The sequence below is a fragment of the Polaromonas sp. DSP2-3-2b2 genome, from assembly GCF_049895905.1.
GTDB lineage: Bacteria > Pseudomonadota > Gammaproteobacteria > Burkholderiales > Burkholderiaceae_C > Polaromonas.
Window position 1 is genome coordinate 108,354 of record NZ_JAFCTH010000002.1, and the last position, 24,066, is coordinate 132,419.

The window sequence follows — 24,066 nt, forward strand, 5'->3', positions numbered from 1 at the left end:
ATTTACCCATCCATCATGATCATCTGTGCCTGCCGCCGAATTTCCGACCGGGAAATCGCCCGCCATGCGCATGCCGGCATGGGTTTTGACAACATCCAGTTTGAGCTTGGCATGGCCCGGTGCAGTGCCACCTGCCCGAGCGCCAACATCTCGCTGGCCGTAGACCTTGCGCAAGGCACTTCATGGAACATGCAGGCAGCTTGATCTCTATCCTTCCCGCCAGCCTGATGTTGGTGATGGGTTCTGCTTGGTGGATTTTTCGCCGCTAAAACCGGTCAAAGAGCTGTTGCCAACGGGTTTATCGTTGCAGCATTGCTCATTTTTTTGAATACGCTCCCTTTCATGAACGCCACCTTTCCAGGTCTTCCTTACGATACGCCCAAGCCGCCAGCGCGCCTGAGCCGCACAGCGGTGATTGCCCTGGTCGTGGTGGCGCTGCATGTCAGCCTGATCTGGGCGCTGCAAAGCGGCCTTCTGCAGCGCACGGCCGAATTGATCGTGCCGGTCGAGGTGCTGGCCGAATTGATCGAGTCGCCTCAGCCCCAGTCTGAACCTGCGCCACCGGCGCCGCCAGTGCGGCCCGTCACGCCTGCGCCCACCGTGCAGAAAAAATTCGTGCCCAAGCCGGTCGTCCGGCCGCAGGCGCAGCCGCTGGCCATTGCCGACCCGACGCCCTCGCCCAATGCACCGACGGGCAGCCTCAACCCGGCGCCTGCGGTCACGCCAGCCCCGGTGGCTGAAGCGCCCGCAGGACCGGCCGCACCGAGCGGTCCGCCGGCGGCGCCGTCGGTCCAGTTGCCGTCGAGTAATGCCGACTACCTGAAAAACCCCAAACCCGCCTACCCTGCGCTCAGCAAACGTTTGGGCGAGCAGGGCAAGGTCGTGGTCCGGGTGCTGATCGGCGCCGATGGCACGCCGCAAAAGGCCGAGCTTCGCCAGTCCAGCGGCTTTGAGCGCCTGGACCAGGCGGCGCTGACCACCGTCCTCAAATGGCGCTACGTCCCGGGCAAGCGCGGTGGCGTGGCCGAGGACATGTGGTTCAACGTCCCGATCAATTTTGTTCTTGAATAATTTTTTACTTTCCCTGGAGTCGTTCGCAAATGGAAACCCAATTCGGCCTTGCCCATGTCTGGTCACAAGGCGATATCGTCACCAAAAGCGTCGCGGTGCTGCTGCTGCTCATGTCGCTGGCCTCGTGGATCGTCATCATCACCAAGGCGCTGGACCTGCGCCGGCTGTCAAGCCAGGCCAAGGCCACCGAAAGCTTCTGGCACAGCGCCGACTTTGCCGATGGACTGGCCAAGTTCGGCCCGGATGCGGCCAACCCGTTCCGCCTGCTGGCCGTGGAAGGCCGCGAGGCCACGGCCCATGTGCTGCACAAGGACGGCAATGCCAAGCCGCAGTTGCACGATGTGCTGGACCTGAGCGAATGGGTGACGCGCAGCCTGCGCAATTCAATCGATGACATCAGCACCCGGATGCAGTCCGGCCTGGCCGTTCTGGCGTCGGTCGGGTCGACCGCGCCGTTTGTCGGCCTGTTTGGCACCGTCTGGGGCATCTACCATGCGCTGCTGGCGATTGGCCTCAATGGCCAGGCCAGCATCGACAAGGTGGCCGGTCCGGTGGGCGAGTCGCTGATCATGACGGCGCTGGGCCTGGCCGTGGCGATTCCGGCAGTGCTCGGCTACAACGCCTTGGTGCGCGGCAACAAGTCGGTGAGCAGCAAGCTCAACCGCTTTGCCCATGACCTGCATGCCTATTTCGTGACCGGCGCCCGCGTCACCGGACCGGCTTCGGCCAACGTCGTCGCGATGAGAAAAGGGAGCTGAACATGGCCTTCGGAACCCAGGACGACACCGACGAGGTGATGAACGAGATCAACATGACGCCGCTGGTCGATGTGATGCTGGTACTGTTGATCATCTTCATCATCACCGTGCCGGTCATGAAGCATTCGGTCAACATCGATCTGCCACGCGCCACCAACGAGCGGCAAGCCATCAAGCCAGAAACGGTGCGGCTCAGCGTCGATGCCGAAGGCAGCTATTACCTCAACGACGCAAAAATCAGGGACGAGGACCTGGCGCCCCGCTTGAGGGCGACTGCGGCGCAAAACCCGCAGCCCGACCTGCATATTCGCGGCGACAAGGCGGTGCGTTACGAACGCGTGGCGCAGGCCATGGCGGCGGCGCAGCAGGCCGGCCTGCGCAAGATCGGCTTCATCACCGAACCCAGGAACTGAGAAAGCCATGTCCAGAACACCATGTCCCGCCGCCAGCGCGGACCAGCAACCGCTGTCGCCTGCCGACGGCAAGGCTTCCCCGGGCACCCCGGCGATCGGCAGGCCTGGCTGCGTTGACAGCGCCGAGTTGCTGCGCGGTCAAAAAGCCGTGGACATCAGCCACAACGGCCTGACCTACCGCCTGCAGGCCACGCGGCTGGGCAAGCTGATCCTGACCAAGTAAGTCAATTCTTCAATCCCTTCACCTCAACAGTTTCATCGTGGGACGATCCGGGCCAACCGCCCCAAGGTCGTTTTTGCCAGCCACGGACCTTGAACAGGTCGAATAGCCAGGCTTTTTTTACCGCGAAGTCACTGCACCTCCATCACAGACGCAAAAAAGCCGACGATCATCACGTCGGCTTTTTTTCATCAAGCCGTGGCCTGATCCACGGTGTTTTGGGTCTTACAAGCCGATGGCGGCAATCCCGGCACGGGCAATCTGCGCGTCCTCGGTGGACTTCACGCCGCTGACGCCGACGGCGCCCAGGCACTGCCCGTCCTTGACGATCGGCACGCCGCCTTCAAGCAGGCCGGCTATGTAAGGCGCGGACAGAAAAGCGGGACGGTCGCCGTTGACCATGTCTTCGTAGACCTTGCTCTCGCGCCGGCCCATGGCGGCGGTGTTGGCCTTGGCCGGTGCAATGTGCGCCGACAGCGGCGCGGCGCCATCGAGGCGCTGCAGGTGCAGCAGATGGCCGCCGTCATCGACGATGGCAATCGTCACGGCCCAGTTATTTTTCAGCGCTTCGGCCTCGGCGGCGGCGGCGATGGCCTTGATGTCGGCATGTTCAAGCAGGGGTTTGGATTTCATGGCGCTTAGTGCTTTCCGAGTTTTTGTAAAAGGTGTCGAGCATACGCACATTCGGGGAACCCGGGCGGCGCCATTGACTCCAATCCAGTCAAAAGAGCCCTTACGATTAGTAGGAGCTGCGGTGGGCCGATTACTAGGGATGACCGCCATGGCCCATAAAATACATTCATCGCCCGCACACGCGGGTTTTAAAGGAGTTGAAATCATGACTGACAACGTACGGACCTACGGCTACGACGGACTCGCGCAGTCGGCCGAGCAGCGCAACAAGGTGCTGCGCAACACCTACTGGCTGCTAGCCCTGAGCCTGCTGCCCACGGTGGCTGGCGCCTGGCTGGGCGTGGCCACCGGCATCACACAGGCATTGACCGGAGGGCTGGGCTTGGTGGTGTTTTTGGGAGGCGCCTTCGGCTTCATATACGCCATTGAAAAGACCAAGGATTCAGCGGCGGGCGTTCCGGTGCTGCTGGGCTTTACCTTTTTCATGGGCCTCATGCTTTCACGCATGATCGGCATGATTTTGGGTTTTAGCAACGGCTCGCAGCTGATCATGACGGCCATGGGCGGCACGGCCGGCGTGTTCTTCGTGATGGCCACGCTGGCCAGCGTGATCAAGCGGGACATTTCCGGCATGGGCAAATGGCTGTTCGTTGGCGCGCTGGTGGTGATGGTGGGCTCCATCGTCAACATCTTCGTCGGCTCCACGGCCGGCATGATGGCGATTTCGGTCGCGGTGATCGGCATTTTCAGCGCCTACATGCTGTATGACCTGAAGCAGATCCTGGACGGCGGCGAAACCAACTACATCAGTGCCACCCTGCGCCTCTACCTGGACATCTTCAACGTGTTCCAGGCACTGCTGGCCCTGCTGGGCATCATGGGCGGCGAACGCGAATAAGCTTTTCGCCACGCACGGAAAAAAGGGCCTTCACGGCCCTTTTTTCATGGCACAGCCAAATCAGGCTACAGGCGCTCGAACACCGCCATGGACTCGACATGCGCCGTGTGCGGGAACATGTTGACCACGCCCGCCGCCGTGCAGCGGTAGCCGGCCTCGGCCAGCACGCCGGCATCGCGCGCCAGCGTGGCCGGGTTGCAGCTCACATACACGATGCGCCGGGGCGGCGTCCAGCCATCAAGTGCCAGGCTTTGCTGGTGCACGCCGTCGTCGCACGGGACGCCGGTGATGATTTGCTGGTGCAGCGCGGCCAGCGACTTGAACAACTCGAACGCGCCTTCGCGCGGCGGATCGACCAGCCACTTTTCCGCCGCGCCGTCCCGCACCAGCATGGCTGGCGTCATCTCGAACAGGTTTCTTGCTACAAACTTCGTAGCTGCCAGCGCAGGCCGGACGGGCGAAGCAGGCCTGTTTCGCTCATAATTCTCGCGTGAACGGGCGACCAGCACCTCGCTGCCTTCGATGCCCAGCACCTCGCGCGCCTTGGTCGCCAGCGGCAGCGTGAAATTGCCCAGGCCGCAGAACCAGTCAATCACCCGCTCGGTCGGCTGCACGTCGAGCAGGCGCAGCGCGCGCGACACCAGCACCTGGTTGATGTGCGGGTTGACCTGGGTGAAATCGGTCGGCTTGAACGGCATGGTGATGCCGAATTCGGGCAGGCCGTAGTTCAGTTCGGCTACCTGCTCGTCGAGTAATTTGACGGTGTCTAGCCCGCCCGACTGTACCCACCACTGCACGCCCGGATGTGCATCGGCAAAGGCGCGCAGCCGCGCCAGGTCGGCATCGCTGAGCGGCTCCATGTGGCGCAGCACCATCGCCGTCACGTCGTCGCCGCAGGCCAGTTCGATCTGCGGAATGGCTTCGCGCGCGTCCATGCTGCTGATCAGCCCGCGCAGCGGCAGCAGCAGGTCGCTCACATGCTGCGGCAGCACATGGCATTCGCGCATGTCGGCGACGTAGGCGCTCTTGCGTTCATGAAAACCGACCAGCGCCGTGCCCTTCTTGCGCACGTAGCGCACCGACAGGCGCGCGCGGTAACGGTAATGCCAGGCCGGGCCTTCAATCGGCCGCAGCAGGTTGTCAGCCTTCACCTTGCCGATGAAGCGCAGGTTGTCTTCGAGCACCCGCTGCTTGACGGCGACCTGCGCGCCGATGTGCAGATGCTGCATCTTGCAGCCCCCGCAGGCGCCGGTGTGCATGCCGAAGTGCGGACAGGCGGGGCGCACGCGCTGGGCCGATTCGTGATGCACCACCAGCAGCGTGGCTTTTTCAAAGCTGCTTTTCTTGCGGTAGACATTGGCCGTCACCTGCTCGAAAGGCAGCGCGCCTTCGATGAACACGACCTTGCCGTCGGCGCGGTGGGCGATGCCCTGCGCTTCGATGTCGAGCGACTCCACGGTGAGCAGATCGAGCGGATATTCCCTGGGTTCGGAAGGCGGCGGGAGGAGAGGGTCTTGCGTCTTTTCGGTCATGCCGCATTGTCTCAGGCCGCAGGTGCCCAGCGTTCAAAACCAGCCGCCCACGAAAAAGGAGCCCGGCCAGAGCAGGACTCCTTGCTGATTTAGCGTTAGCGGTTTACCGCGCCGGCAGGTACTTGGCCGGATCGACCGGCTTGCCCTGACGACGGATTTCAAAATGCAGCTTGACCTTGTCGGCGTCGCTATTGCCCATTTCGGCGATCTTCTGGCCTTTCTTGACGGTCTGGTCTTCCTTGACCAGCAGCAGCTTGTTGTGCGCGTAGGCTGTCAGGAAGGTGTTGTTGTGCTTGAGGATGATCAGGTTGCCGTAGCCGCGCAGGCCGGCGCCCGAATACACCACCCGGCCGTCGGCCGAGGCCACCACCGGATCGCCGGACTTGCCTAAAATGTCCAGTCCCTTGTTCTTGGCTTCGTCGAAACCGGCCACCAGCGTTCCCTGCGCCGGCCAGATCCAGCCGACATCCTCATCGCTGCCCGAGGGCGCGGCGGCGCCGTTGGCGGGGCTTGATCCCGGCCGCGCGGCGCTGGCGGGCAGGGCCGGTGCGATGTCGGCGCTTCCCGGCATGACCGGCCGGGTGACCACCGCGACGCCGTCGCTGGTCGGCGGCACGACCCGCAGCACCTGCCCGACCTCGATCAGGTTCGGGTTTTCAAGGCTGTTCCAGCGGGCAATATCGCGCCAGTTCTGGCCGTTTTCCAGGCCGATGCGGATCATGGTGTCGCCCGGCTTGACCATGTAGTAGCCCGGCTTCCCGGCGTTCTCGGCGCCGGGCAGGAGTTTGGCGGCGTCGGCCGGACGCACCATGCCGGTTCCGCGGTCCTCAACCGGTGCGTTGTTCAGCATGCGGGATCCGCAGCCGGCCACCAGCAGCAGAGCTGCGGCGACCGCGCAGGGAAGCGCCAGGCGCGAAGTCCAGCTGGTGCGCTTGAGGGGTCCAGAGGCAGGAAAAGATTCCGTGCGGTACGACCAGGTGCTGTTGCTCATTGATTCCTTCATCTTTAACCGTTGCCTGACTGATACCGGGCCTGACGTGTCAGCCCAGCTCATCCGACTCCTGATTTTAAAGGGACAAAGTGCACCGCCTCCAGTAAAGTCTGGCGAATTCCCTGCGGCGTCTTGTCGATCACCACCAGCGCCTGGGCGCCGCTGGCATCTTGCAGCGGCGCGACCAAGCGCCCGCCCATGGCCAGCTGCTCGGTCCAGGCCAGCGGAATCGCCTCGCCGCCGGCGGCGGCAATGATGCCTGCATACGGCGCGCCCTTGGTAAAGCCGTTCATGCCATCTCCAAACAGCAGGTGCACATTGGCCAGGCGCAGGGAGCGCAGGTTCTCCCGAGCCTTGTCGTGCAGGCCGCGCAGGCGCTCCATGCTGTAGACCTCGGTGGCCAGGTGGCTGAGCACGGCTGCCTGGTAACCGCAGCCGGTGCCGATTTCGAGCACCCGGCCCAGCCTGCCGCTGGCATCATGCAGGCCCTGCTGCAGCAATTCGAGCATGCGCGCTACGACATTCGGCTTGGAGATGGTCTGGCCGAATCCGATCGGCAGGCTGGTGTCTTCGTAGGCCATGTTGGCCAGGGCGGTATCGACAAAATGATGCCGGTGCACGGCGCCCATGGCGGCCAGCACCTGCGCGTCCAGCACACCCTGCTCGGCCAGGCGGCGCACCATGCGGGCGCGCACCGCCGAGTCGAGCCCCAAACCGCTAGAGGCACCCGGCAGAAAAGCTCTTTTCAGGTCATTTTGGCCTGCAGCGCCGGTAGCGCGGGCGGCAGCTGCTACGGTTTTTGCAGCGAATGGGTTGCCTTTGTCAGGATTGAGCTGCACTGGAAACGCGGGCCGTGCGCCAGTAGAAGACAGTTTGCCGACGGAATCAAAAGACGGCTTCGACGGTATCTTCATGCAAATACCTTTTTCAGTGCTTGTGGCTCAGCTTGGCTGCCGTCTGTGCCCAGTAAGGCAGCCGGGCGTGATCCGTCAGGTCTACCTGCAGCGGAGTGATGGACACGTAGCCATGGGTGGTGGCATGAAAATCGGTGCCTTCTCCGGCTTCCTTGGCCGGGCCGGCGCCGCCGATCCAGTACATCGATTCGCCGCGCGGGCTGGTCTGCACGATGACCCGCTCGGCCGCATGGCGGCGGCCCAGCCGGCACACCTTGAAGCCTTCGACCTGCCCGGCCGGCAAATTGGGAATGTTCACATTGAGCAGCCAGGGCGGCACGGTCGGCTGCGCGCCTTCGGCCAGCGCTTCTAGAGAAGGAATCAACTGCTGCACCAGGTTGCGCGCCTGCTGCGCCGCCACGTCGATGTGCGCCCAGCCTTTTTCGGTCTGAGAAAAGGCAATCGCCGGGATGCCGAACAAATAGCCTTCCATGGCCGCGCCGACGGTGCCGGAATAAATCGTGTCATCGCCCATGTTGGCGCCGTTGTTGATGCCCGATACCACCAGGTCGGGCCGGTAGCCCAGCAGGCCGGTCAAGGCGATATGCACGCAGTCGGCAGGCGTGCCATTGATGTAGCGAAAGCCGTTGGCAGCCGTTTGCACGTACATCGGCGAATGCAGGGTCAGCGCGTTGGACTTGGCGCTGTTGTTCTGCTCGGGCGCCACCACCTCGACGTCGGCAATGGTCTTCAGGGCTTCATACAGGGCCACGATGCCACTGGCTTGGTAACCGTCGTCGTTGCAGATCAAAATTTTCATGCTGCGATTCTACGGTCCCGGTCGGGACAGGACGCGCGGGTTTTCAGCTAGGCCCCAAAGGCCGGCTTGCCTATGATGAACGGCTTGAATCGCTTGCTGGCGGCAAACCTGCCGTCGAATACAACTGGCTTTTCCTAATCTTTGGAGACCTGTCCATGCATGCCTGGCTTTGTAAGAACCCCACCGGCGTTGACGCGCTCATCTGGACCGAACTGCCCACGCCCGAGCCCCAGGCCGGCGAGGTGTTGATCGAAATCAAGGCGGCCAGCCTGAATTTCCCCGACTTGCTGATCGTGCAGAACAAGTACCAGATGAAGCCCCCTCTGCCCTTCGTGCCCGGCTCGGAATATGCCGGCGTGGTGCAGGCCGTGGGCGACGGCGTGACGCATCTGAAGGTCGGCCAGCATGTCGCCTGCCTGTCGGGAACAGGCGGCTTTGCCACCCACACCATTGCGCCGGCCGCGCTGTGCATGCCGCTGCCTGAAGGTTTTCCGTTTGTCGATGCTGCCGCCTTCATCATGATCTACGCCACCTCTCACCATGCGCTGGCCGACCGGGCGCAGCTGAAAGCCGGCGAGACCGTGCTGGTGCTGGGCGCTGCCGGCGGCGTCGGCACGTCGGCCATCCAGATCGCCAAGGCGCTGGGCGCGCGCGTCATTGCCGCCGCGTCGAGCGATGAAAAATGCGAACTGTGCAGATCCATCGGCGCCGACGCCACCATCAACTACAGCACGCAGGATCTACGCGAAACCATCAAGCTGCTGACCGGCGGAAAAGGCCCGGACGTGATCTACGACCCGGTGGGCGGCGACCTGGCCGAGCCGGCGTTCCGCTCGATTGCCTGGCGCGGCCGCTACCTGGTGGTCGGTTTTGCGGCAGGCAGCATTCCGGCGCTGCCACTGAACCTCACGCTGCTCAAGGGCGCGTCCATCGTCGGCGTGTTCTGGGGCGGCTTTGCCAAGAACGAGCCCAGGGCCAACGCTGCCGCGATGGCCGAACTGGCCCAGTGGTATGCGCAGGGCAAGATCAAGCCGGTGATCGACGGCACAATGCCGATGGCCGAACTCAAGGCCGCCTATGCGCGCATGGGCTCGCGTGCGGTGAAAGGCAAGCTGGTGATGGTGAACTGAAGCCGGGCGCCGGCCTCAGCGGACCGGCCGGGCATTGTGCGACGAGGCGGCCGGGATGCCTTCGAGCCACGGCCGGGTGCCCGCCTTGAAGCGCAGGCCGCCGGGGCTGCTGGCCATGGCGTGGGCGGTGCAGCGAAGAATGCGCAGCCGCTGCCTGTCCAGATCGTGATGGGGGGTGCAGGCAATGCGGCCTGCGGCGGGTCCGGACTCACCGGCGGGGTTCTGATCGATGGCCATTGCATGCTCCTTCAAGCGGTCATGGCGTAATTCTCGATGCGGCGCGTGACGCGGCCGTGTCAGTTCGGAGGCAGTTGCGTGACAGCGGCGACCGCCAGAGACCAGACCGCTGACCGCTATCAAATCAAGAGCTTCCAGCGCATGCTGGGCAAGCGTAAAGAGCCTGTTTTGCCTATTGTTGAGTGGCGACTACAGCGAGCGCTGGTTCACCCGCTTGGACAGCGCTTCGGCACTTTCGCGGCGCTCGCTGTAGCGGTCCACCAGCCAGGGCGACGCGCCCCGGGTCAGCAGCGTGAACTTGACGAGTTCCTCCATCACATCGACCACCCGGTCGTAATAGCTGGAAGGCTTCATGCGGCCAGCCTCGTCGAATTCCAGGAAGGCCTTGGCGACCGACGACTGGTTGGGAATGGTCAGCATGCGCATCCAGCGGCCCAGCACGCGCAGCTGGTTGACGGCATTGAACGACTGCGAGCCGCCCGACACCTGCATCAGCGCCAGCGTCTTGCCCTGGGTCGGCCGCACCGCGCCGTCGGCCAGCGGAATCCAGTCGATTTGGGACTTCATGATGCCGGTCATGGCGCCGTGGCGTTCGGGCGATGTCCAGACCATGCCTTCGGACCATAAAGCGAGTTGCCGCAGTTCCTGCACCTTAGGGTGCGTGTCGGGCGCGTCGTCGGGCAGCGGCAGGCCGCGCGGGTCGAAGGTGCGGGTCTCGCAGCCCATGGCCTGCAGCAGTCGCGCCGCCTCCTCGCTGACCAGCCTACTGTAGGAGCGTTCGCGTACCGAGCCGTAGAGCAGCAAGATGCGCGGCGCATGCGGGCTGGCAACGGGCGCTTGCAACTGCGCAAGCGTGGGCAACGCGAAAAGCGCCCGATCGATGTTGGGCAGGTCCACGGCGAGCGGTTTAACGTCCGGCAACACGCTCTCCCTGTTCGTTGATGACCGTCTCGCCGTCTTCCTTGGTGAAGGCCGCACGTTGCGGCAGCGGCAGGATGTCGAGCACGGCTTCGGACGGTCGGCACAGCCGGGTGCCCAGCGAGGTCACCACGATGGGCCGGTTGATCAGAATGGGATGGGCCAGCATGGCATCGATCAGCGCGTCATCACCAACTGCCGGATTGCCCAGCGCCAGCTCGTCATACAGCGCTTCCTTGCGCCGCATCATGTCTCTGACGGGAACGGCCGTCCGGGCGATCAGCTCGACCAGTTTTTCGCGCGTCGGCGGCGTTTTCAGGTACTCGATCACCTCGGGCTCGGCGCCGGTGTTACGGATCAGCGCCAGCACATTGCGCGAGGTGCCGCATTTCGGGTTGTGATAAATCGTGATGTCAGCCATTGGCTTGATGCTCCTTTTGAATTGAAAAACACTTTCGGTCACTGAAAAATTGCAACAATTCAATTATTCAATTATAGTTGAATGATGGAATCATTAGCTCCCACCGAAATTGCATCCTTGGATGAATCTTCTGCCGTCAAGGCGCTGGCCGCGCTGGCCCAGGCCCAGCGCCTGCGGGTTTTCCGGGCGCTGGTGGTGGCCGGCCCCGACGGGCTGACGCCGGGCGTCATGGCCGAGCAACTGGCGGTGGCCCCGAGCGCGCTGTCTTTTCACCTGAAGGAGCTGCTTCACTCCGGCCTGGTTAGCAGTGAGCCGCGCGGCCGCAACCTGATCTACCGCGCCAGCTTCAAGCACATGAACGCCCTGCTCGCCTACCTGACCGAGCATTGCTGCGAAGGCCAGGCTTGCAGTCCCGCCGCAAGCGTCACCTGCTGATGTTTTCAAGCCTTTTTGGTCTCCCGCGCAATGTGGGCGGGCACTAGCCACTATCAATTTCATAGTTTTCCCTTCCTTTCAACCCACGAGTCACCACCATGTCCGAACACCCACTTCATGTCCTGTTTTTATGTACCCACAACTCGGCCCGCAGCATTCTGGCCGAAGCCATCCTGAACCACGTCGGCAAAGGCCGCTTCAAGGCTTTTTCGGCCGGTAGCCACCCACGCGACAACCAGCAGCCCAATCCGCTGGCACTGCAAGTGTTGAAGAACACCGGTATCCCGACTGAAGGCCTGCGCAGCAAGAGCTGGGACGAGTTTGGGAAACCCGATGCGCCGCGCATGGATTTGGTGATCACCGTGTGCGACAACGCCGCCGGCGAGGTCTGCCCCCACTGGCCCGGCCAGCCCGCGACCGCGCACTGGGGTTATGCCGACCCGTCCGCCACTGAAGGCAGCGATGCGCAAAAGCTTGAAGCCTTCCGCCAGACGCTGCTGGCTCTGAACCGCCGGCTGGCGCTGCTGGTCAGCCTGCCGCCGGAAAAACTCGAACGAACGAAGTTGCAAGGCACTGCCCGCGACCTGCCGCGCCAAGCTTGAGAAAACCCTTGCAGAAAGAAAAATACCATGGGATTGTTTGAACGCTTTTTAACCGTCTGGGTCGCGCTGGGCATTCTGGCCGGCGTTGGCCTGGGCCTGCTGGCGCCCGGCGCTTTCCAGCTGATTGCGGGGCTGGAAATCGCCCACGTCAACCTGGTGGTCGCCGTGTTCATCTGGGTGATGATCTACCCGATGATGATCCAGATCGACTGGACGGCGGTGAAGGACGTGGGCAAAAAGCCGCGCGGCCTTTTCCTGACGCTGGTCGTCAACTGGCTGATCAAGCCCTTCACTATGGCGGCGCTGGGCGTGCTTTTTTTCCAGTACATTTTTGCGCCGTGGGTCGATCCGCAGTCGGCCAGCGAATACATCGCCGGCATGATTTTGCTGGGCGTGGCGCCCTGCACTGCGATGGTGTTCGTCTGGAGCCAGCTCGTGAAAGGCGACGCCAGCTACACGCTGGTGCAGGTGTCGGTCAACGACCTGATCATGGTCGTGGCCTTCGCGCCGATTGCCGCCTTTTTACTCGGCGTGACGAACATCACCGTGCCGTGGGAAACGCTGGTGCTGTCGACCGTGCTGTATGTGGTGCTGCCGCTGGTGGCGGGCATGGCCACGCGCTACCTGCTGCAGCGACGCTCCAGCCACGCGGTGAGCCATTTCGTCGGCTGGCTCAAGCCGTGGTCGGTGGTCGGGCTGATCGCCACGGTGGTGCTGCTGTTCGGCTTTCAGGCCGAAACCATCGTGGCCAAGCCGCTGGTGATTGCAATGATCGCGGTGCCGCTGCTGATCCAGAGCTATGGTCTCTTCATCGTCAGCTACATTGCCGCGCGAGCGCTTAAATTACCGCACAACATTGCCGGTCCGGCCTGCCTCATCGGCGGCTCCAACTTCTTCGAACTCGGCGTGGCGGTGGCGATTTCGCTGTTCGGCCTGCATTCCGGCGCGGCGCTGGCCACCGTGGTCGGCGTGCTGGTCGAGGTGCCGGTGATGCTGTCGCTGGTCGCCATCATCAACCGCACGCAGCACTGGTTTGCGCCGCAGCCTGCTGGAGCAGCTACCGCAGGATCAGCACCGGCACCTCGCTGAGCCGCAGCAGCGTGGTCGTCGTGCTGCCGACGATCAGCTGGCGGATGCGCGAGTGGCCGTAGGCGCCCATCACCAGCAGCGAAGCGCCCTGCGCCTTGACAAAGGCCGGCAGCACCTCTTCCGGTTCGCCAGGCAGCAGTTTCACCGAAGCCTCGAAACCCGCCGCCACCAGCGACTGCCAGGCTTCTTCAAGCTGCCGTTGTGCCTGCGTGGTGTCCTCGCCCGCCATCGCCACGATCACCGGCAGGCCCTTGAGCATCGGGCTGCGCGCTACGGTCTCGACGGTCTTGCGTGCCGTCGGGCTGCCGTCAAAGGCGATGACGAACAGCGTGGGCGGCGCGAATGGCGCGCTTGTGGCCACCAGCACCGGGCGCTTCACCGAGCGAATCACGCGCTCGACATGGTGGTCGAGGTGAATCTTCGACGCACCGCTGGCCTGGTAGTGCTCACCCAGCACGAACAGGCGCGCGTCCGGCTCCATCTCCAGCACGTTGTCGAGCAGTTCGCCATGGCGCTGCCGCACGTCGAGCTGCTGCACGCCGGCGGCGGCGGCGCGCGCGCGGGCGTCGGCCATCAGCCGCTGGCCGGCTTCCTGCGCCAGCTTGCTACGCTGGGCATCGAGCTTGATCAGTTCATCGAGCAGCGCTTCCTGCGCGCCCAGACCGATGGTGCCGCTGAAGTCGGTGACCAGCGGGCGGTCGGCGCGTTCCAGTACATGCAGCAACTCCAGCGGCGTGCCCAGCCGCAATGCGGACCAGGCGGCCCAGTCGATCACGCAAGAGGTGTTGGCCAACCCGTCAATGCAGGCGCAAACCTTGTTCATGGTGTTTCCTTTGGTTTTCAGTGCAGGACTTGTTCAACAGCGTCAACATTGATCACCGACTGGTCCATCATGGCGTAGCCCGCCATACAGCCAATGAAACCGGTAGCGATGTTGGCCAAGCCCTGCCCCATGCATTCGCGGCTCTTGTTGCTTGGCGTGTCGGTCAGCTCGCCCACGATCGAAGCGGTCATCATCGACTCCAACAGGCCCGCCACGGCCAGCGTGGCGGCATAGGGAAAGATGATTTTGAACGTTTCCAGGGTCAGCGGCAAGTCGGGCAGCAGGAAAATCAGCAGGCTGTCGGGCTGCGCACCCATGTCGCCGACGGTGCGGATGTCCAGCCCCAGCGCCATGGCGCCGGTAGCCGCTGTCGGTAAAGACAACGATCACGGCAATGCTGAAGGACGCGTACAGGCCGACCTTCGGGTCAACGCCGGCAATGATGGAAAAGGCAACCGCCTCGGGAACCAGGGCCCGAGCGACCACGATGCCGGCGAGCAAGTCGCCCCGTGCGTTGGCGAACCCGTCCTGGCGGATGGAGGCAGGAAAGGCGCCGCTTACCCTAGCAACTTCTGAAAAAACTGCGCCTTGCCCATCGCCGGATCGAGCTGGTAGCCAGCGAATCCCACGCGCTCATACAGCCGCACGGCGCTGGCATTGCCGGCAAGCACCTCCAGCGTCAGCTTGCAGGCGCCGCGCTCGCGGGCGATTTTCTCGACCAGCGCCAGCATCTGTTCGCCCACCCGCTGACCCCGATGGCCGGCCAGCACCGCCACATCATGGACATTAACCAGCGGACGGCAGGCAAAGGTCGAAAAGCCTTCGATGCAGTTGACCAGGCCGACCGCCTGGTCGTCAGCAAAAGCCAGCACGCTGAAGGCCTGCGGCCGTGCGGCCAGTTCCTTCACCAGGTTGGACTTGGCGAACGCGCTCAGCGCTTCGCCGCCGCCGGCCGGGTCTTGCGCATAGGCGTCGAGCAGGCAAACCAGCGCATCGGCGTGGACGGGATTGGAATAGTCGGCCCGGCAGACCTGCAGGCGGGGCGAAATCGATTCAGTGGAATGGGTCACGGGGGGCTCTATGGCGGTGGCTAGGGGGATGATTTTAAGGACCAGCCGCAAGTGCCAGGGCAAGCGCCCGCACCGACTTGCTGACCGCTTTTGCTTTACCGGATGTTTACCGCCCTATTTCCGGGGCGACATCCGCGCACGGACGCTTGCAGTGATAATTTATTCAGTGCAAGACTTGTCAATGCGCCCCGGCCATTCATGGCGCCTTCCCCTCCCGTAGAAATGAAAATGCCGCCGGCAGCGACCTGCCCTGGCATGCAAAAGGACCGCTGATGGATACCCGTGTCGAGACCCCGCCCATCCACAGCAACACCCTTCCCACCAAACACATGAGCCGCCGCTCGCGCCTGCTGGGCAGCGCGCTGGCGGTGCTGGCGCTGGCCGGCACCGGCTGGCTGGCCTGGCACCTGACGCATCCCGATCCACCCGCTGGCGGACCCGGCGCAGCGGGCGGGCGGCGCGGCGCAGTAGCCACCACCGTCGGCGTGGCGGCCGCCGAAAGCAGCCGCATTCCGGTCATCCTTGAAGCGCTGGGCACCGTCACGCCGCAGGCCACCGTCAAGGTCCGGCCGCAGGTGTCGGGCGTGATGGAAAAGGTGCTGTTCAAGGAAGGCCAGATGGTGCGCGCCGGCGAGCTGATGGCAACCATCGACCCGCGCCAGTTCGAACTCGCGCTGATGCAGGCCAGCGGCCAGCGCCAGCGCGACGAAGCGCAACTGGCCAGCGCCCGCGTCACCTTGGCGCGCTTCAAGACGCTGCTGGCGCAGGACTCGATTGCCCGGCAGGAAGTCGATACGCAGGCCGCGCTGGTCAAGCAGCTTGAAGGCACGGTGATGATCGACAAGGCCAATGAAGGCGTTGCCCGGCTGAACCTGGGCTATGCCCGCGTGGTCGCGCCGATCAGCGGCCGCGTCGGCCTGCGCACCGTCGATGTCGGCAATGTGGTCAACAGCAGCGACGCCAACGGCATTGTGGTCATCACGCAGGTCAGCCCGATCGACGTGGTGTTTGCCGTTCCGCAGGACCGCGCGGGCGAGTTGCAGCAGTCCTCAGTGGCCGGCAAGGCGATGAAGGTGACGGCGCTCGACCGCACCCGCTCCAGCGCGCTGGACACCGGCGTGTTCGCCTCGCTGGACAACCAGGTCGATGTGCAGACCGGCACGGTCAAGGCCAAGGCGCGCTTTGCCAATAGCCAGGTGGCGCTGTTTCCGAGCCAGTTCGTCAATGTGCAGCTGGAGCTGCGGACGATTGAAAACGCTGTCACGGTGCCGGTGGCGGCGCTGCGCCACGGCAATGCCGGCGACTATGTCTATGTGGTGAATGCCGCCGAGCGCACGGTCAGCCTGCGGCCAGTCCAGCGCGGCCAGGCCACGGCAGACAAGATCCAGATTGCCTCGGGCCTGAAGGCGGGCGAGCAGGTCATCACCGAAGGCGCCGACCGGCTGAAAGACGGCGCACCGGTGGTGCTGCCGGGCGATAGCCCCAGGGGCGCGAACGGCGCGGGCGGCGGCAAGCGACAGCGGCCCGTTGCGCCGGCCGATGGCGTCAAACCGGGCGCTTCAGCAGCAGGCGATGGGGTGGCGCCAGCGTCAACCCCTGCTTCGGGCGCCGCCAGCGCGCAACGTCACCGCGCTTCGCAGGCCGAGGGCGCATGAACGCGAGCAAGCCAGCCAGCGCACCGGGCTTTCCACCTGGCGACTTGGAGCCATCCGGCGACTTCGGCGGCAACGCGCCAGCCTCGACCCTGAGCCCGTCGCGGCCGTTCATCATGCGTCCGGTGGCGACCGCGCTGCTGATGCTGGCCATCGTGCTGGCCGGACTGGTCGGCTTCAGGCTGCTGCCGTTGTCGGCCCTGCCGCAGGTCGATTACCCGACCATCCAGGTGCAGACGCTCTACCCCGGCGCCAGCCCTGAAGTGATGGCGCAGACCGTCACCGCGCCGCTGGAGCGCCAGTTCGGCCAGATGGCGGGCCTGTCCCGCATGAGCTCGACCAGCACGGCGGGCGTGTCCATCGTCACGCTGCAGTTCGGCCTGGGGCTGGCGCTGGACGTGGCCGAGCAGCAAGTGCAGGCGGCAATCAACGCCGGCGGCTCGCTGCTGCCGGCTGATTTGCCCGCGCCGCCGGTGTATGCCAAGGTCAATCCGGCCGATGCACCGGTGCTCACGCTGGCGATCACGTCGGACACGCTGCCGCTGACCGAGGTGCAGAACATCGTCAACACCCGGCTGGCGCTGAAGATCAGCCAGGTCAGCGGCGTCGGGCTGGTCGCGCTCAGCGGCGGCCAACGCCCCGCCGTGCGCATCCAGGCCGACACCCGGGCACTAGCGTCCTACGGGCTGGGGCTCGATGCGCTGCGCACCGCGATCAGCGCCGCCAATGCCAACGGCGCCAAGGGCAGCATCGACGGGCCGACGCGCTCGTATTCGATCAATTCCAACGACCAGCTGCTGGCCGCCAGCGACTACCAAGGCCTGATCATTGCCTTTCGCAACGGCGCGGCGGTGCGTGTTTCCGACGTGGCCCGGGTCGTGGAAAGCGCCGAGAACACCCAGCTCGGCGCCTGGGCCAGCATCGCCTGTTCCAAGAATGCGTCACCCGCATCAAAAAATGAACAAGATTGCTTGGGAACGCCCGGCCGGCGGCTGGTCCCCGCTATTATTTTGAATGTCCAGCGCCAGCCCGGTGCGAACGTGATTGCCACGGTGGACGCGATCAAGGCGCGCTTGCCCGAATTGCAGGCCGGCCTGCCGACCTCGATGCGCGTCGATGTGCTGAGCGACCGAACCACCGGCATCCGGGCTTCCGTGCTGCATGTCGAGATCGAGCTGCTGCTGGCCGTGCTGATGGTGGTGCTGGTGATTTTCGCGTTTTTGCACAACCTGCGGGCCACGGTGATCGCCAGCCTGTCGGTGCCGATCTCGCTCATCGGCACCTGCGGCGCGATGTACCTGCTGGGCTACAGCCTGAACAACCTGAGCCTGATGGCGCTGACGATTGCCACCGGCTTCGTGGTCGATGACGCCATCGTGATGATCGAGAACATCTCGCGCTACATCGAGGAAGGCGAATCGCCGATGCTGGCTGCACTCAAGGGCGCCAAGCAGATCGGCTTCACGATCATTTCACTGACGGTGTCGCTGATCGCGGTGCTGATTCCGCTGCTGTTCATGGGCGATGTGGTCGGCCGGCTGTTCCGCGAATTCGCCATCACGCTGGCCATCACGATTTTGATTTCGGCGGTGGTGTCGCTCACCTTGGTGCCAATGATGTCCGCTAAGTGGCTTAAAGGAAGACCCGGTCAGTTCATCAGCACGGGCAGCGCCACGTCCCCGCCCGTACAAGTTCCGGTCGCGGAACTGGCTTCGCCAGGCCGCAGACGGGGCGGCCCCCTCGGGGGGCAGCGAACCACGCGAAGCGGGGAGCGTGGGGGCTTTTTGGACAACGTCATCGTCCGCTACGACCAGTCGCTGACTTGGGTGCTCAGGCGCCAGGGTCTGACGCTGGGGGTGGCGCTGGCCACGCTGCTGCTCACCGTGCTGCTGTACATATTGATTCCCAAAGGCCTGTTCCCGACGCAGGACACTGGCCAGTTGCAGGCGCGCGTCGAAACCGCCCAATCGGTGTCGTATGCGCGCATGGCCGAATTGCAGCAGGCGGCCGCGCGCGAGATTTTGCAGGACCCGGATGTGGACGCGCTGAGCTCCTTCATCGGCGTCGATGCGGCCAACAACACCATGCTGCACACCGGCCGCATGCTGATCAACCTGAAAAAAGAGCGCATCGGCAGCCAGCAGGACACCATGGACCGGCTGAGGGAGCGCGCCAGCCGGGTCGCGGGCGTCACGCTGTACCTGCAGCCGACGCAGGATTTGACGATTGACGCCGAAACCGGCCCGACGCAGTTCCGCGTGTCGATGGAAGGCGCGAGCAATGCCGTGGTGGTGCAGTGGGCCAACCGGCTGGCCGAGCGCATGGCGCAGTCCGCCAGCCTGCGCAACGTGGTGTCGGACGCCGGCGCGCAGGGCACGGCAGCCTTCATCAACGTGGACCGCGACACCGCTTCCCGGCTGGGCATTTCAACCTCGACGATTGACGATGCGCTTTACAGCGCGTTTGGCCAGCGCATCGTCTCGACCATCTTCACCGAGACCAACCAGTACCGCGTGATCCTCGAAGCCCTGCCCGACGCGCTGGCCACGCCGGCGTCGCTGGGTAACCTGCCGTTGAAGACCGGCGCCGGCACGACCACGCCCCTAGCGTCGATTGCCACCATCACCGAGCAGCCCGCGCCGCTGCAGATCACCCACGTCGCGCAGTACCCGGCCACGACGTTGGGGTTTGACACCGCGCCGGGCGTGTCGCTGGGCAAGGCGGTTGATGACATCAAGCAGGCGGCGAAAGACATTGCCCTACCGGCCAGCGTGACCTTGAGCTTTTTGGGCGCGGCCGGGGCTTACCAGTCGTCGCTCTCCAACCAGCTGTGGCTGATTTTGGCGGCGGTGGTCTGCGTGTACATCGTGCTGGGCGTGTTGTATGAAAGCTATGTGCACCCGATGACGATTCTCTCGACGCTGCCGTCGGCGGGTGTCGGCGCCTTGCTGGCGCTGATGATCAGCGGCTCGGACCTGGGCGTGATCGGCATCATCGGCATCATCTTGTTGATCGGCATCGTGAAAAAGAACGCCATCATGATGATCGACTTTGCGATTGACGCCGAGCGCAACCAGGGCATGTCGCCGCAGGAGGCGATTCACCAGGCGGCGCTGCTGCGCTTTCGGCCGATCTTGATGACGACGCTGGCGGCGCTGTTTGCGGCGGTTCCACTGATGCTGGGGTTTGGCGAGGGCGCTGAGTTGCGGCGGCCGCTGGGGCTGGCGATTTTTGGCGGATTGATTGTTAGCCAGGTGTTGACGCTGTTCACGACGCCGGTCATTTACCTGGCGTTTGACCGGCTGGGGCGGCGTGTTGGGCGCAAGGAGCGGGTGGATGCTGCTGTTGCCTGATTTTTATGCTTTTTATGCGGTTTGCGCTTGTCCTGCTTGCGTATTCAGCTATTTAATTGATAGTGGTTTACGCTGCATGGACCTGCTGGCCGGGGGTTGCCCGGCGGCAAGTAACTTTCTTTTGCTTCGCCAAAAGAAAGTCACCAAAGAAAAGGCGACCCGGCTGTCTGGGTCCCTTCGCTTCGCTTCGGGCGACCTGCGCTGCCCCGAAAAAACGGGGGTCGGCGCAAACTCGCTTCACTGCGTTTCGCTCAAACAGCGCGCCGCCCTGATCCCGTTTTTCCGGGGCATCGCAGGCCCAGACAGAACGGGACGGGCGGGGAATGAAATCCGAACAGCCGAACAGCCAAACAGCCACCGCGCCCGGGTTTTAGCCCCGAATGCTATTAATTCGATAGCTGGTTGCGCAGGTAGTTCTTGCGGGAACGGCACTTTTTATGCACAAACACGGGGTTCCGCTCCCGTATCCGTATCCGTATCCGTATCCGTATCCGTATCCGTATCCGTATCCGCCAGTCCCGTTCTGGCTGGGCCTGTGATGAGCGGCAAAAGCGGGATCAGGGCCGCGCGCTGTCTGAGCCGCAGGCGAGTTTGCGCGGACCCCCGCTTTTGCCGATCATCACAGGTTGCCCGTAGCGAAGCGAAGGGACCTAGACAGCCGGGTCGCCTTTCTTTTGCTTACTTTTCTTTGGCGAAGCAAAGAAAAGTGAGTTGCCGCCGGGCAACCCCCGGCCAGCCCAACCCAGCAAAGCTAACGCAGAACAAAATCGCAGCGAAACGTAGAGCAGGAGCCAGACCATGAACCTGTCCGGCCCCTTCATCAACCGCCCCATCGCCACCATCCTCCTGACCATAGGCCTGGCCCTGGCAGGCATTGGCGCCTTCTTCGTCCTGCCAGTCGCCCCCCTGCCCCAGGTCGATTTCCCAACCATCACAGTCAGCGCCTCCCTGCCCGGCGCCAGCCCCGGCACCATGGCCAGCAGCGTCGCAACGCCCCTCGAAAGACGACTGGGCGTGATCGCCGGCGTCAACGAAATGACGTCCAACAGCGGCACCGGCTCGACCCGCATCAGCCTGCAGTTCGACCTGAACCGCAAGATTGACGCCGCCGCCCGCGAAGTCCAGGCCGCCATCAACGCCTCGCGCGCCGACCTGCCCGCCACGCTGCGCAGCAACCCGACCTACCGCAAGGCCAACCCGGCCTCGTCGCCGGTCATCATCCTGGCGCTGACGTCCAAGACCCGCTCGCCCGGCCAGATCTACGACGAGGTTTCCAACCTGGTGCAGCAAAAAATCGCCCAGGTACCCGGCGTCGGCGACGTGGAACTCGGCGGCGGCTCGCTCCCTGCCGTGCGCGTCGAGCTGCTGCCGTTCGCGCTGAACCGCTACGGCGTCAGCATGGAAGACGTGCGCGCCGCGCTGCAGGCGTCCAACGCCAACCGGCCGCGCGGCGCCATCGAAGGCAACGGCCAGCGCCTGCAGATCTATGCAGCCGGCAACACCGCGTCCGGCGGGCTGCGCGCGGCAGACTACCGGGGGCTGATCGTCGCCTGGCGGAGCGGCGCGGCGATTCGCCTGAGCGACGTGGCCGAGATCAGCAACGGCGTGGAAAACACCAACACCCTGGGCCTGTTCAACGGCCAGCCGGCGGTCGTCGTGCTGGTCACGCGCCAGCCCGATGCCAATGTGATCGCCACCGTCGATGGCGTGCGCGCCCTGCTGCCCGAGTTGCAGGCGCAACTGCCACCCGATGTGGAACTGCAGGTGGCGTCGGACTCGACCAACTCCATTCGTGCCTCGCTCCGGGAAATCGAGGTCACGCTGCTGATCTCGATTGCGCTGGTGGTGCTGGTGGTCAGCGCTTTTTTGCGCAGCGCGCGCGCCACCTTCATTCCCGCCGTGGCCACCGTGGTGTCGCTGCTGGGCACCTTCGGCGTGATGTATTTGCTGGGTTTTAGCCTGAACAACCTGAGCCTGATGGCGCTCACCGTGGCGACCGGCTTCGTCGTCGATGACGCCATCGTCGTGCTGGAAAACACCAGCCGCCACATTGAAGCCGGCATGGACCGTTTCAAGGCGGCGCTGCTGGGCGCGAGCGAGGTCGGCTTTACTGTCCTGTCGATCAGCCTCTCGCTGGTGGCGGTGTTCATTCCGCTGCTGTTCATGGGCGGGCAGACCGGCCGGCTGTTTCGCGAATTCGCCGTCACGCTGTCGGCGGCGGTGATGATCTCGCTGGTGATCTCGCTCACCACCACGCCGATGATGTGCGCCTGGCTGCTCAAACCCGCTGGCGCCGACAAACCGCCGGGACGCATCGCCCGAAGCTTTGAAAACGGTTTCAAGCGGCTGCTGAGAAGCTATGAAATTGCGCTGGACTGGGCGCTTTCAGCCAAGCTGCTCGTCATGCTGACGCTGCTGGCCGTGATCGGCCTGAACGTCTACCTCTACATTGCCGCGCCGAAGGGCTTTTTTCCGCAGCAGGACACGGGGCAGATCAACGGTTTTCTGCGCGCCGACCGCAGCATTTCCTTCCAGGCGATGCAGACCAAGCTCAAGGCGCTGGTCGAGATCATCCGCGTCGACCCGGCGGTCGATACCGTGGTCGGTTTCACCGGCGGTTCGCGCGCTGGCGGCGGCTTCATGTTCATCAACCTCAAGCCGGTCGGGCAGCGCAGCGACGCGGGCCAGGCGGTGATTGCGCGGCTGCGGCCGCAACTGGCGCAGGTCACCGGCGTGAGCCTGTTCCTGAACCCGGTGCAGGACCTGCGCGGCGGCGGGCGCCAGAGCAGTTCGACCTACCAGTACACGCTCAAAAGCGACAACGCGGCCGACCTGAAACGCTGGGCAACGCGCCTGGCCGATCAGATGAAGGGCGCCAGCGCGCTGACAGATGTGGACACCGACCAGGAGGAAAACGGCGTCGAGACCATGGTCACGGTGGACAAGGAAAGCGCGGCGCGGCTAGGCATCAGTTCGCGCGATGTCGACAACGCGCTGTACAACGCCTTCGGCCAGCGCCAGGTCGCGACGATCTACGGCGAGCTGAACCAGTACAAGGTCATCATGCAGGTGGCGCCGCGCTATATCGGCAGCCCCGAAGCGCTCAAGGACATTTATGTGCCGGCAAGAAACACGGCGGCTGCCAGCACGACCGGCACGACCGCGTCCGTCGTGAATCCGGCCCTGCGCGACCCGTCTGCCGGCCAGGCGCTGAGCAGCGTCGTCACGACCATGGTGCCGCTGTCGGCGATTGCCAGCTTCAGCGAAAACTCGTCGGCGTCATCGATCAGCCATGAGGACGGCGAACTCTCGACCACCATTTCCTACAACCTGGCCACCGGCAGCACGCTCAGCGATGGGCAAGCCGCCGTCAAGGAAGCGGAAGCCGCGATCAGCCTGCCCAACAATGTGCGCGGAAGTTTTTCGGGCACGGCCCTCAGCGCGCAGCAGTCGCAAGGCGAGCAGCCGCTCTTGATTCTGGCGGCGCTGGTGGTGATCTACATCGTGCTCGGCATCCTGTACGAAAGCCTGATCCACCCGTTGACGGTGATTTCCACGCTGCCGTCAGCCGGCGTGGGCGCGATGCTGGCGCTGCTGCTGTTCAAGATGGATTTGTCCATCATCGCGCTGATCGGCATTTTTTTGCTGATCGGCATTGTCAAGAAAAACGCCATCTTGATCATTGACTTCGCGCTGGACGCCGAACGCGCGCGCGGCCTGAGCGCCGTGGACGCGGTGCGCGAGGCCTGCCTGCTGCGTTTCCGGCCGATCCTGATGACGACGATGGCTGCCATCCTGGGTGCGCTGCCGCTGGCCATCGGCTTTGGCGAAGGGGCAGAGTTGCGCCGGCCGCTGGGCATCACCATCATCGGCGGGCTGATCGCCAGCCAGTTGCTCACGCTGCTGACCACGCCGGTGGTGTATGTGCTGCTCGACAAGCTGCGCCGCCGCAGCGCGTCCGAACGCCACCTAAGCCGCCATCCGCATGACCCGTCCGACGAGCCGCCCGCCGTCCGGCCGTTGCAACCGCAATGAGCCAAGCCGTGCTGATTTTTTTACCCCACGCTAAAACCGCTGTCATTCCCGCGAAGGCGGGAATCCATGGTC

The 24,066-nt window shown here is 64.1% G+C and carries 23 protein-coding genes and 1 pseudogene; 13 read left to right on the plus strand and 11 right to left on the minus strand.

The genetic code is table 11. From position 1 onward, the window contains the following. The first annotated feature begins 15 nt into the window (after positions 1–15). The 5 genes from ACP7AD_RS02460 (at position 16) to ACP7AD_RS02480 (ending at position 2,465) form a co-directional block, all read left to right on the plus strand. Positions 16–204, plus strand: coding sequence for a (2Fe-2S)-binding protein (locus ACP7AD_RS02460; protein WP_426144719.1), 189 nt, complete (start codon positions 16–18; stop codon positions 202–204). A gap of 138 nt (positions 205–342) precedes the next feature. Continuing rightward, a complete protein-coding gene (locus ACP7AD_RS02465; RefSeq protein WP_426144717.1) occupies positions 343–1,071 on the plus strand; it encodes an energy transducer TonB in 729 nt (242 codons plus the stop codon). A 29-nt stretch (positions 1,072–1,100) separates the two neighbouring features. Further along, entirely contained in the window at positions 1,101–1,829 is a 729-nt protein-coding gene (locus ACP7AD_RS02470) for a MotA/TolQ/ExbB proton channel family protein (protein ID WP_426144716.1), read from the plus strand. Positions 1,830–1,831: 2 nt separating this feature from the next. Beyond that, complete coding sequence (locus ACP7AD_RS02475) at positions 1,832–2,242, plus strand: ExbD/TolR family protein (RefSeq protein WP_426144714.1); 411 nt, start codon at positions 1,832–1,834, stop codon at positions 2,240–2,242. 7 nt (positions 2,243–2,249) lie between these two features. Next, positions 2,250–2,465, plus strand: coding sequence for a hemin uptake protein HemP (locus ACP7AD_RS02480; protein WP_426144712.1), 216 nt, complete (start codon positions 2,250–2,252; stop codon positions 2,463–2,465). Between the two features lie 222 nt (positions 2,466–2,687). Here ACP7AD_RS02480 and ACP7AD_RS02485 read toward each other — a convergent pair whose 3' ends face one another. Further along, positions 2,688–3,095 (minus strand): GlcG/HbpS family heme-binding protein, encoded by a 408-nt coding sequence (locus tag ACP7AD_RS02485; RefSeq protein ID WP_426144710.1) that lies wholly within the window; start codon positions 3,093–3,095, stop codon positions 2,688–2,690. A 205-nt stretch (positions 3,096–3,300) separates the two neighbouring features. Here ACP7AD_RS02485 and ACP7AD_RS02490 point away from each other — a divergent pair, with 205 nt between their 5' ends. Continuing rightward, on the plus strand, positions 3,301–3,993 hold the full coding sequence (locus ACP7AD_RS02490; RefSeq protein WP_426144708.1) for a Bax inhibitor-1/YccA family protein: 693 nt from the start codon (positions 3,301–3,303) through the stop codon (positions 3,991–3,993). 65 nt (positions 3,994–4,058) lie between these two features. Here ACP7AD_RS02490 and rlmD read toward each other — a convergent pair whose 3' ends face one another. The 4 genes from rlmD to surE all read right to left on the minus strand — a co-directional run bounded on the left by rlmD (position 4,059) and on the right by surE (position 8,229). Then, positions 4,059–5,525, minus strand: a complete 1,467-nt coding sequence (gene rlmD, locus ACP7AD_RS02495; RefSeq protein ID WP_426144706.1) for a 23S rRNA (uracil(1939)-C(5))-methyltransferase RlmD — start codon at positions 5,523–5,525, stop codon at positions 4,059–4,061. A gap of 103 nt (positions 5,526–5,628) precedes the next feature. Beyond that, on the minus strand, positions 5,629–6,516 hold the full coding sequence (locus ACP7AD_RS02500) for a peptidoglycan DD-metalloendopeptidase family protein (protein ID WP_426144704.1): 888 nt from the start codon (positions 6,514–6,516) through the stop codon (positions 5,629–5,631). 59 nt (positions 6,517–6,575) lie between these two features. Beyond that, a complete protein-coding gene (locus tag ACP7AD_RS02505) occupies positions 6,576–7,430 on the minus strand; it encodes a protein-L-isoaspartate(D-aspartate) O-methyltransferase (protein ID WP_426144703.1) in 855 nt (284 codons plus the stop codon). 13 nt (positions 7,431–7,443) lie between these two features. Further along, positions 7,444–8,229 (minus strand): 5'/3'-nucleotidase SurE, encoded by a 786-nt coding sequence (gene surE / locus ACP7AD_RS02510; protein ID WP_426144701.1) that lies wholly within the window; start codon positions 8,227–8,229, stop codon positions 7,444–7,446. 155 nt (positions 8,230–8,384) lie between these two features. Here surE and ACP7AD_RS02515 point away from each other — a divergent pair, with 155 nt between their 5' ends. After that, a complete protein-coding gene (locus tag ACP7AD_RS02515) occupies positions 8,385–9,359 on the plus strand; it encodes an NADPH:quinone oxidoreductase family protein (protein WP_426144700.1) in 975 nt (324 codons plus the stop codon). A 15-nt stretch (positions 9,360–9,374) separates the two neighbouring features. Here the strand turns inward: ACP7AD_RS02515 and ACP7AD_RS02520 are convergent, their stop codons facing one another. The 3 genes from ACP7AD_RS02520 to arsC form a co-directional block, all read right to left on the minus strand. Next, positions 9,375–9,611, minus strand: coding sequence for a hypothetical protein (locus ACP7AD_RS02520; protein ID WP_426165972.1), 237 nt, complete (start codon positions 9,609–9,611; stop codon positions 9,375–9,377). Positions 9,612–9,785: 174 nt separating this feature from the next. Next, positions 9,786–10,517, minus strand: coding sequence for an arsenical resistance protein ArsH (gene arsH, locus ACP7AD_RS02525; protein ID WP_426144697.1), 732 nt, complete (start codon positions 10,515–10,517; stop codon positions 9,786–9,788). Further along, on the minus strand, positions 10,504–10,935 hold the full coding sequence (arsC, locus tag ACP7AD_RS02530; protein WP_426144695.1) for an arsenate reductase (glutaredoxin): 432 nt from the start codon (positions 10,933–10,935) through the stop codon (positions 10,504–10,506). Before arsC ends, arsH begins: the two co-directional genes overlap by 14 nt. A gap of 84 nt (positions 10,936–11,019) precedes the next feature. Here arsC and ACP7AD_RS02535 point away from each other — a divergent pair, with 84 nt between their 5' ends. From ACP7AD_RS02535 to arsB, 3 genes are all read left to right on the plus strand, one after another. After that, entirely contained in the window at positions 11,020–11,370 is a 351-nt protein-coding gene (locus ACP7AD_RS02535; RefSeq protein ID WP_426144693.1) for an ArsR/SmtB family transcription factor, read from the plus strand. Positions 11,371–11,468: 98 nt separating this feature from the next. Continuing rightward, a complete protein-coding gene (locus ACP7AD_RS02540) occupies positions 11,469–11,972 on the plus strand; it encodes an arsenate reductase ArsC (protein ID WP_426144691.1) in 504 nt (167 codons plus the stop codon). A gap of 27 nt (positions 11,973–11,999) precedes the next feature. Next, a complete protein-coding gene (arsB, locus tag ACP7AD_RS02545) occupies positions 12,000–13,061 on the plus strand; it encodes an ACR3 family arsenite efflux transporter (RefSeq protein ID WP_426144690.1) in 1,062 nt (353 codons plus the stop codon). On the opposite strand, the gene ACP7AD_RS02550 is transcribed toward arsB, so the two are convergent. The 3 genes and pseudogenes from ACP7AD_RS02550 to ACP7AD_RS02560 form a co-directional block, all read right to left on the minus strand. Then, positions 13,030–13,884, minus strand: a complete 855-nt coding sequence (locus ACP7AD_RS02550; protein ID WP_426144689.1) for a universal stress protein — start codon at positions 13,882–13,884, stop codon at positions 13,030–13,032. The genes arsB and ACP7AD_RS02550 overlap by 32 nt on opposite strands. A 44-nt stretch (positions 13,885–13,928) precedes the next feature. Continuing rightward, positions 13,929–14,421, minus strand: a pseudogene (locus ACP7AD_RS02555) (SulP family inorganic anion transporter); the annotation flags it as partial. A gap of 20 nt (positions 14,422–14,441) precedes the next feature. Beyond that, on the minus strand, positions 14,442–14,954 hold the full coding sequence (locus ACP7AD_RS02560; RefSeq protein WP_426144687.1) for a GNAT family N-acetyltransferase: 513 nt from the start codon (positions 14,952–14,954) through the stop codon (positions 14,442–14,444). 272 nt (positions 14,955–15,226) lie between these two features. Between ACP7AD_RS02560 and ACP7AD_RS02565 the strand changes: the two genes are divergently transcribed. The 3 genes from ACP7AD_RS02565 (at position 15,227) to ACP7AD_RS02575 (ending at position 23,994) form a co-directional block, all read left to right on the plus strand. Then, a complete protein-coding gene (locus ACP7AD_RS02565; protein WP_426144685.1) occupies positions 15,227–16,609 on the plus strand; it encodes an efflux RND transporter periplasmic adaptor subunit in 1,383 nt (460 codons plus the stop codon). A gap of 89 nt (positions 16,610–16,698) precedes the next feature. Further along, positions 16,699–19,959, plus strand: a complete 3,261-nt coding sequence (locus tag ACP7AD_RS02570) for an efflux RND transporter permease subunit (protein WP_426144895.1) — start codon at positions 16,699–16,701, stop codon at positions 19,957–19,959. A 798-nt stretch (positions 19,960–20,757) separates the two neighbouring features. Beyond that, complete coding sequence (locus tag ACP7AD_RS02575; protein WP_426144683.1) at positions 20,758–23,994, plus strand: efflux RND transporter permease subunit; 3,237 nt, start codon at positions 20,758–20,760, stop codon at positions 23,992–23,994. The last annotated feature ends 72 nt before the right edge of the window (positions 23,995–24,066 follow it).

Bases quoted from the DNA above. Each gene is read 5' to 3' on its own strand.
- ACP7AD_RS02460 (WP_426144719.1), top strand. From the start codon at position 16: ATGATCATCTGTGCCTGCCGCCGAATTTCCGACCGGGAAATCGCCCGC.
- ACP7AD_RS02465 (WP_426144717.1), top strand. From the start codon at position 343: ATGAACGCCACCTTTCCAGGTCTTCCTTACGATACGCCCAAGCCGCCA.
- ACP7AD_RS02470 (WP_426144716.1), top strand. From the start codon at position 1,101: ATGGAAACCCAATTCGGCCTTGCCCATGTCTGGTCACAAGGCGATATC.
- ACP7AD_RS02475 (WP_426144714.1), top strand. From the start codon at position 1,832: ATGGCCTTCGGAACCCAGGACGACACCGACGAGGTGATGAACGAGATC.
- ACP7AD_RS02480 (WP_426144712.1), top strand. From the start codon at position 2,250: ATGTCCAGAACACCATGTCCCGCCGCCAGCGCGGACCAGCAACCGCTG.
- ACP7AD_RS02485 (WP_426144710.1), bottom strand. From the start codon at position 3,095: ATGAAATCCAAACCCCTGCTTGAACATGCCGACATCAAGGCCATCGCC.
- ACP7AD_RS02490 (WP_426144708.1), top strand. From the start codon at position 3,301: ATGACTGACAACGTACGGACCTACGGCTACGACGGACTCGCGCAGTCG.
- rlmD (WP_426144706.1), bottom strand. From the start codon at position 5,525: ATGACCGAAAAGACGCAAGACCCTCTCCTCCCGCCGCCTTCCGAACCC.
- ACP7AD_RS02500 (WP_426144704.1), bottom strand. From the start codon at position 6,516: ATGAGCAACAGCACCTGGTCGTACCGCACGGAATCTTTTCCTGCCTCT.
- ACP7AD_RS02505 (WP_426144703.1), bottom strand. From the start codon at position 7,430: ATGAAGATACCGTCGAAGCCGTCTTTTGATTCCGTCGGCAAACTGTCT.
- surE (WP_426144701.1), bottom strand. From the start codon at position 8,229: ATGAAAATTTTGATCTGCAACGACGACGGTTACCAAGCCAGTGGCATC.
- ACP7AD_RS02515 (WP_426144700.1), top strand. From the start codon at position 8,385: ATGCATGCCTGGCTTTGTAAGAACCCCACCGGCGTTGACGCGCTCATC.
- arsC (WP_426144695.1), bottom strand. From the start codon at position 10,935: ATGGCTGACATCACGATTTATCACAACCCGAAATGCGGCACCTCGCGC.
- ACP7AD_RS02535 (WP_426144693.1), top strand. From the start codon at position 11,020: ATGGAATCATTAGCTCCCACCGAAATTGCATCCTTGGATGAATCTTCT.
- ACP7AD_RS02540 (WP_426144691.1), top strand. From the start codon at position 11,469: ATGTCCGAACACCCACTTCATGTCCTGTTTTTATGTACCCACAACTCG.
- arsB (WP_426144690.1), top strand. From the start codon at position 12,000: ATGGGATTGTTTGAACGCTTTTTAACCGTCTGGGTCGCGCTGGGCATT.
- ACP7AD_RS02550 (WP_426144689.1), bottom strand. From the start codon at position 13,884: ATGAACAAGGTTTGCGCCTGCATTGACGGGTTGGCCAACACCTCTTGC.
- ACP7AD_RS02565 (WP_426144685.1), top strand. From the start codon at position 15,227: ATGGATACCCGTGTCGAGACCCCGCCCATCCACAGCAACACCCTTCCC.
- ACP7AD_RS02575 (WP_426144683.1), top strand. From the start codon at position 20,758: ATGAACCTGTCCGGCCCCTTCATCAACCGCCCCATCGCCACCATCCTC.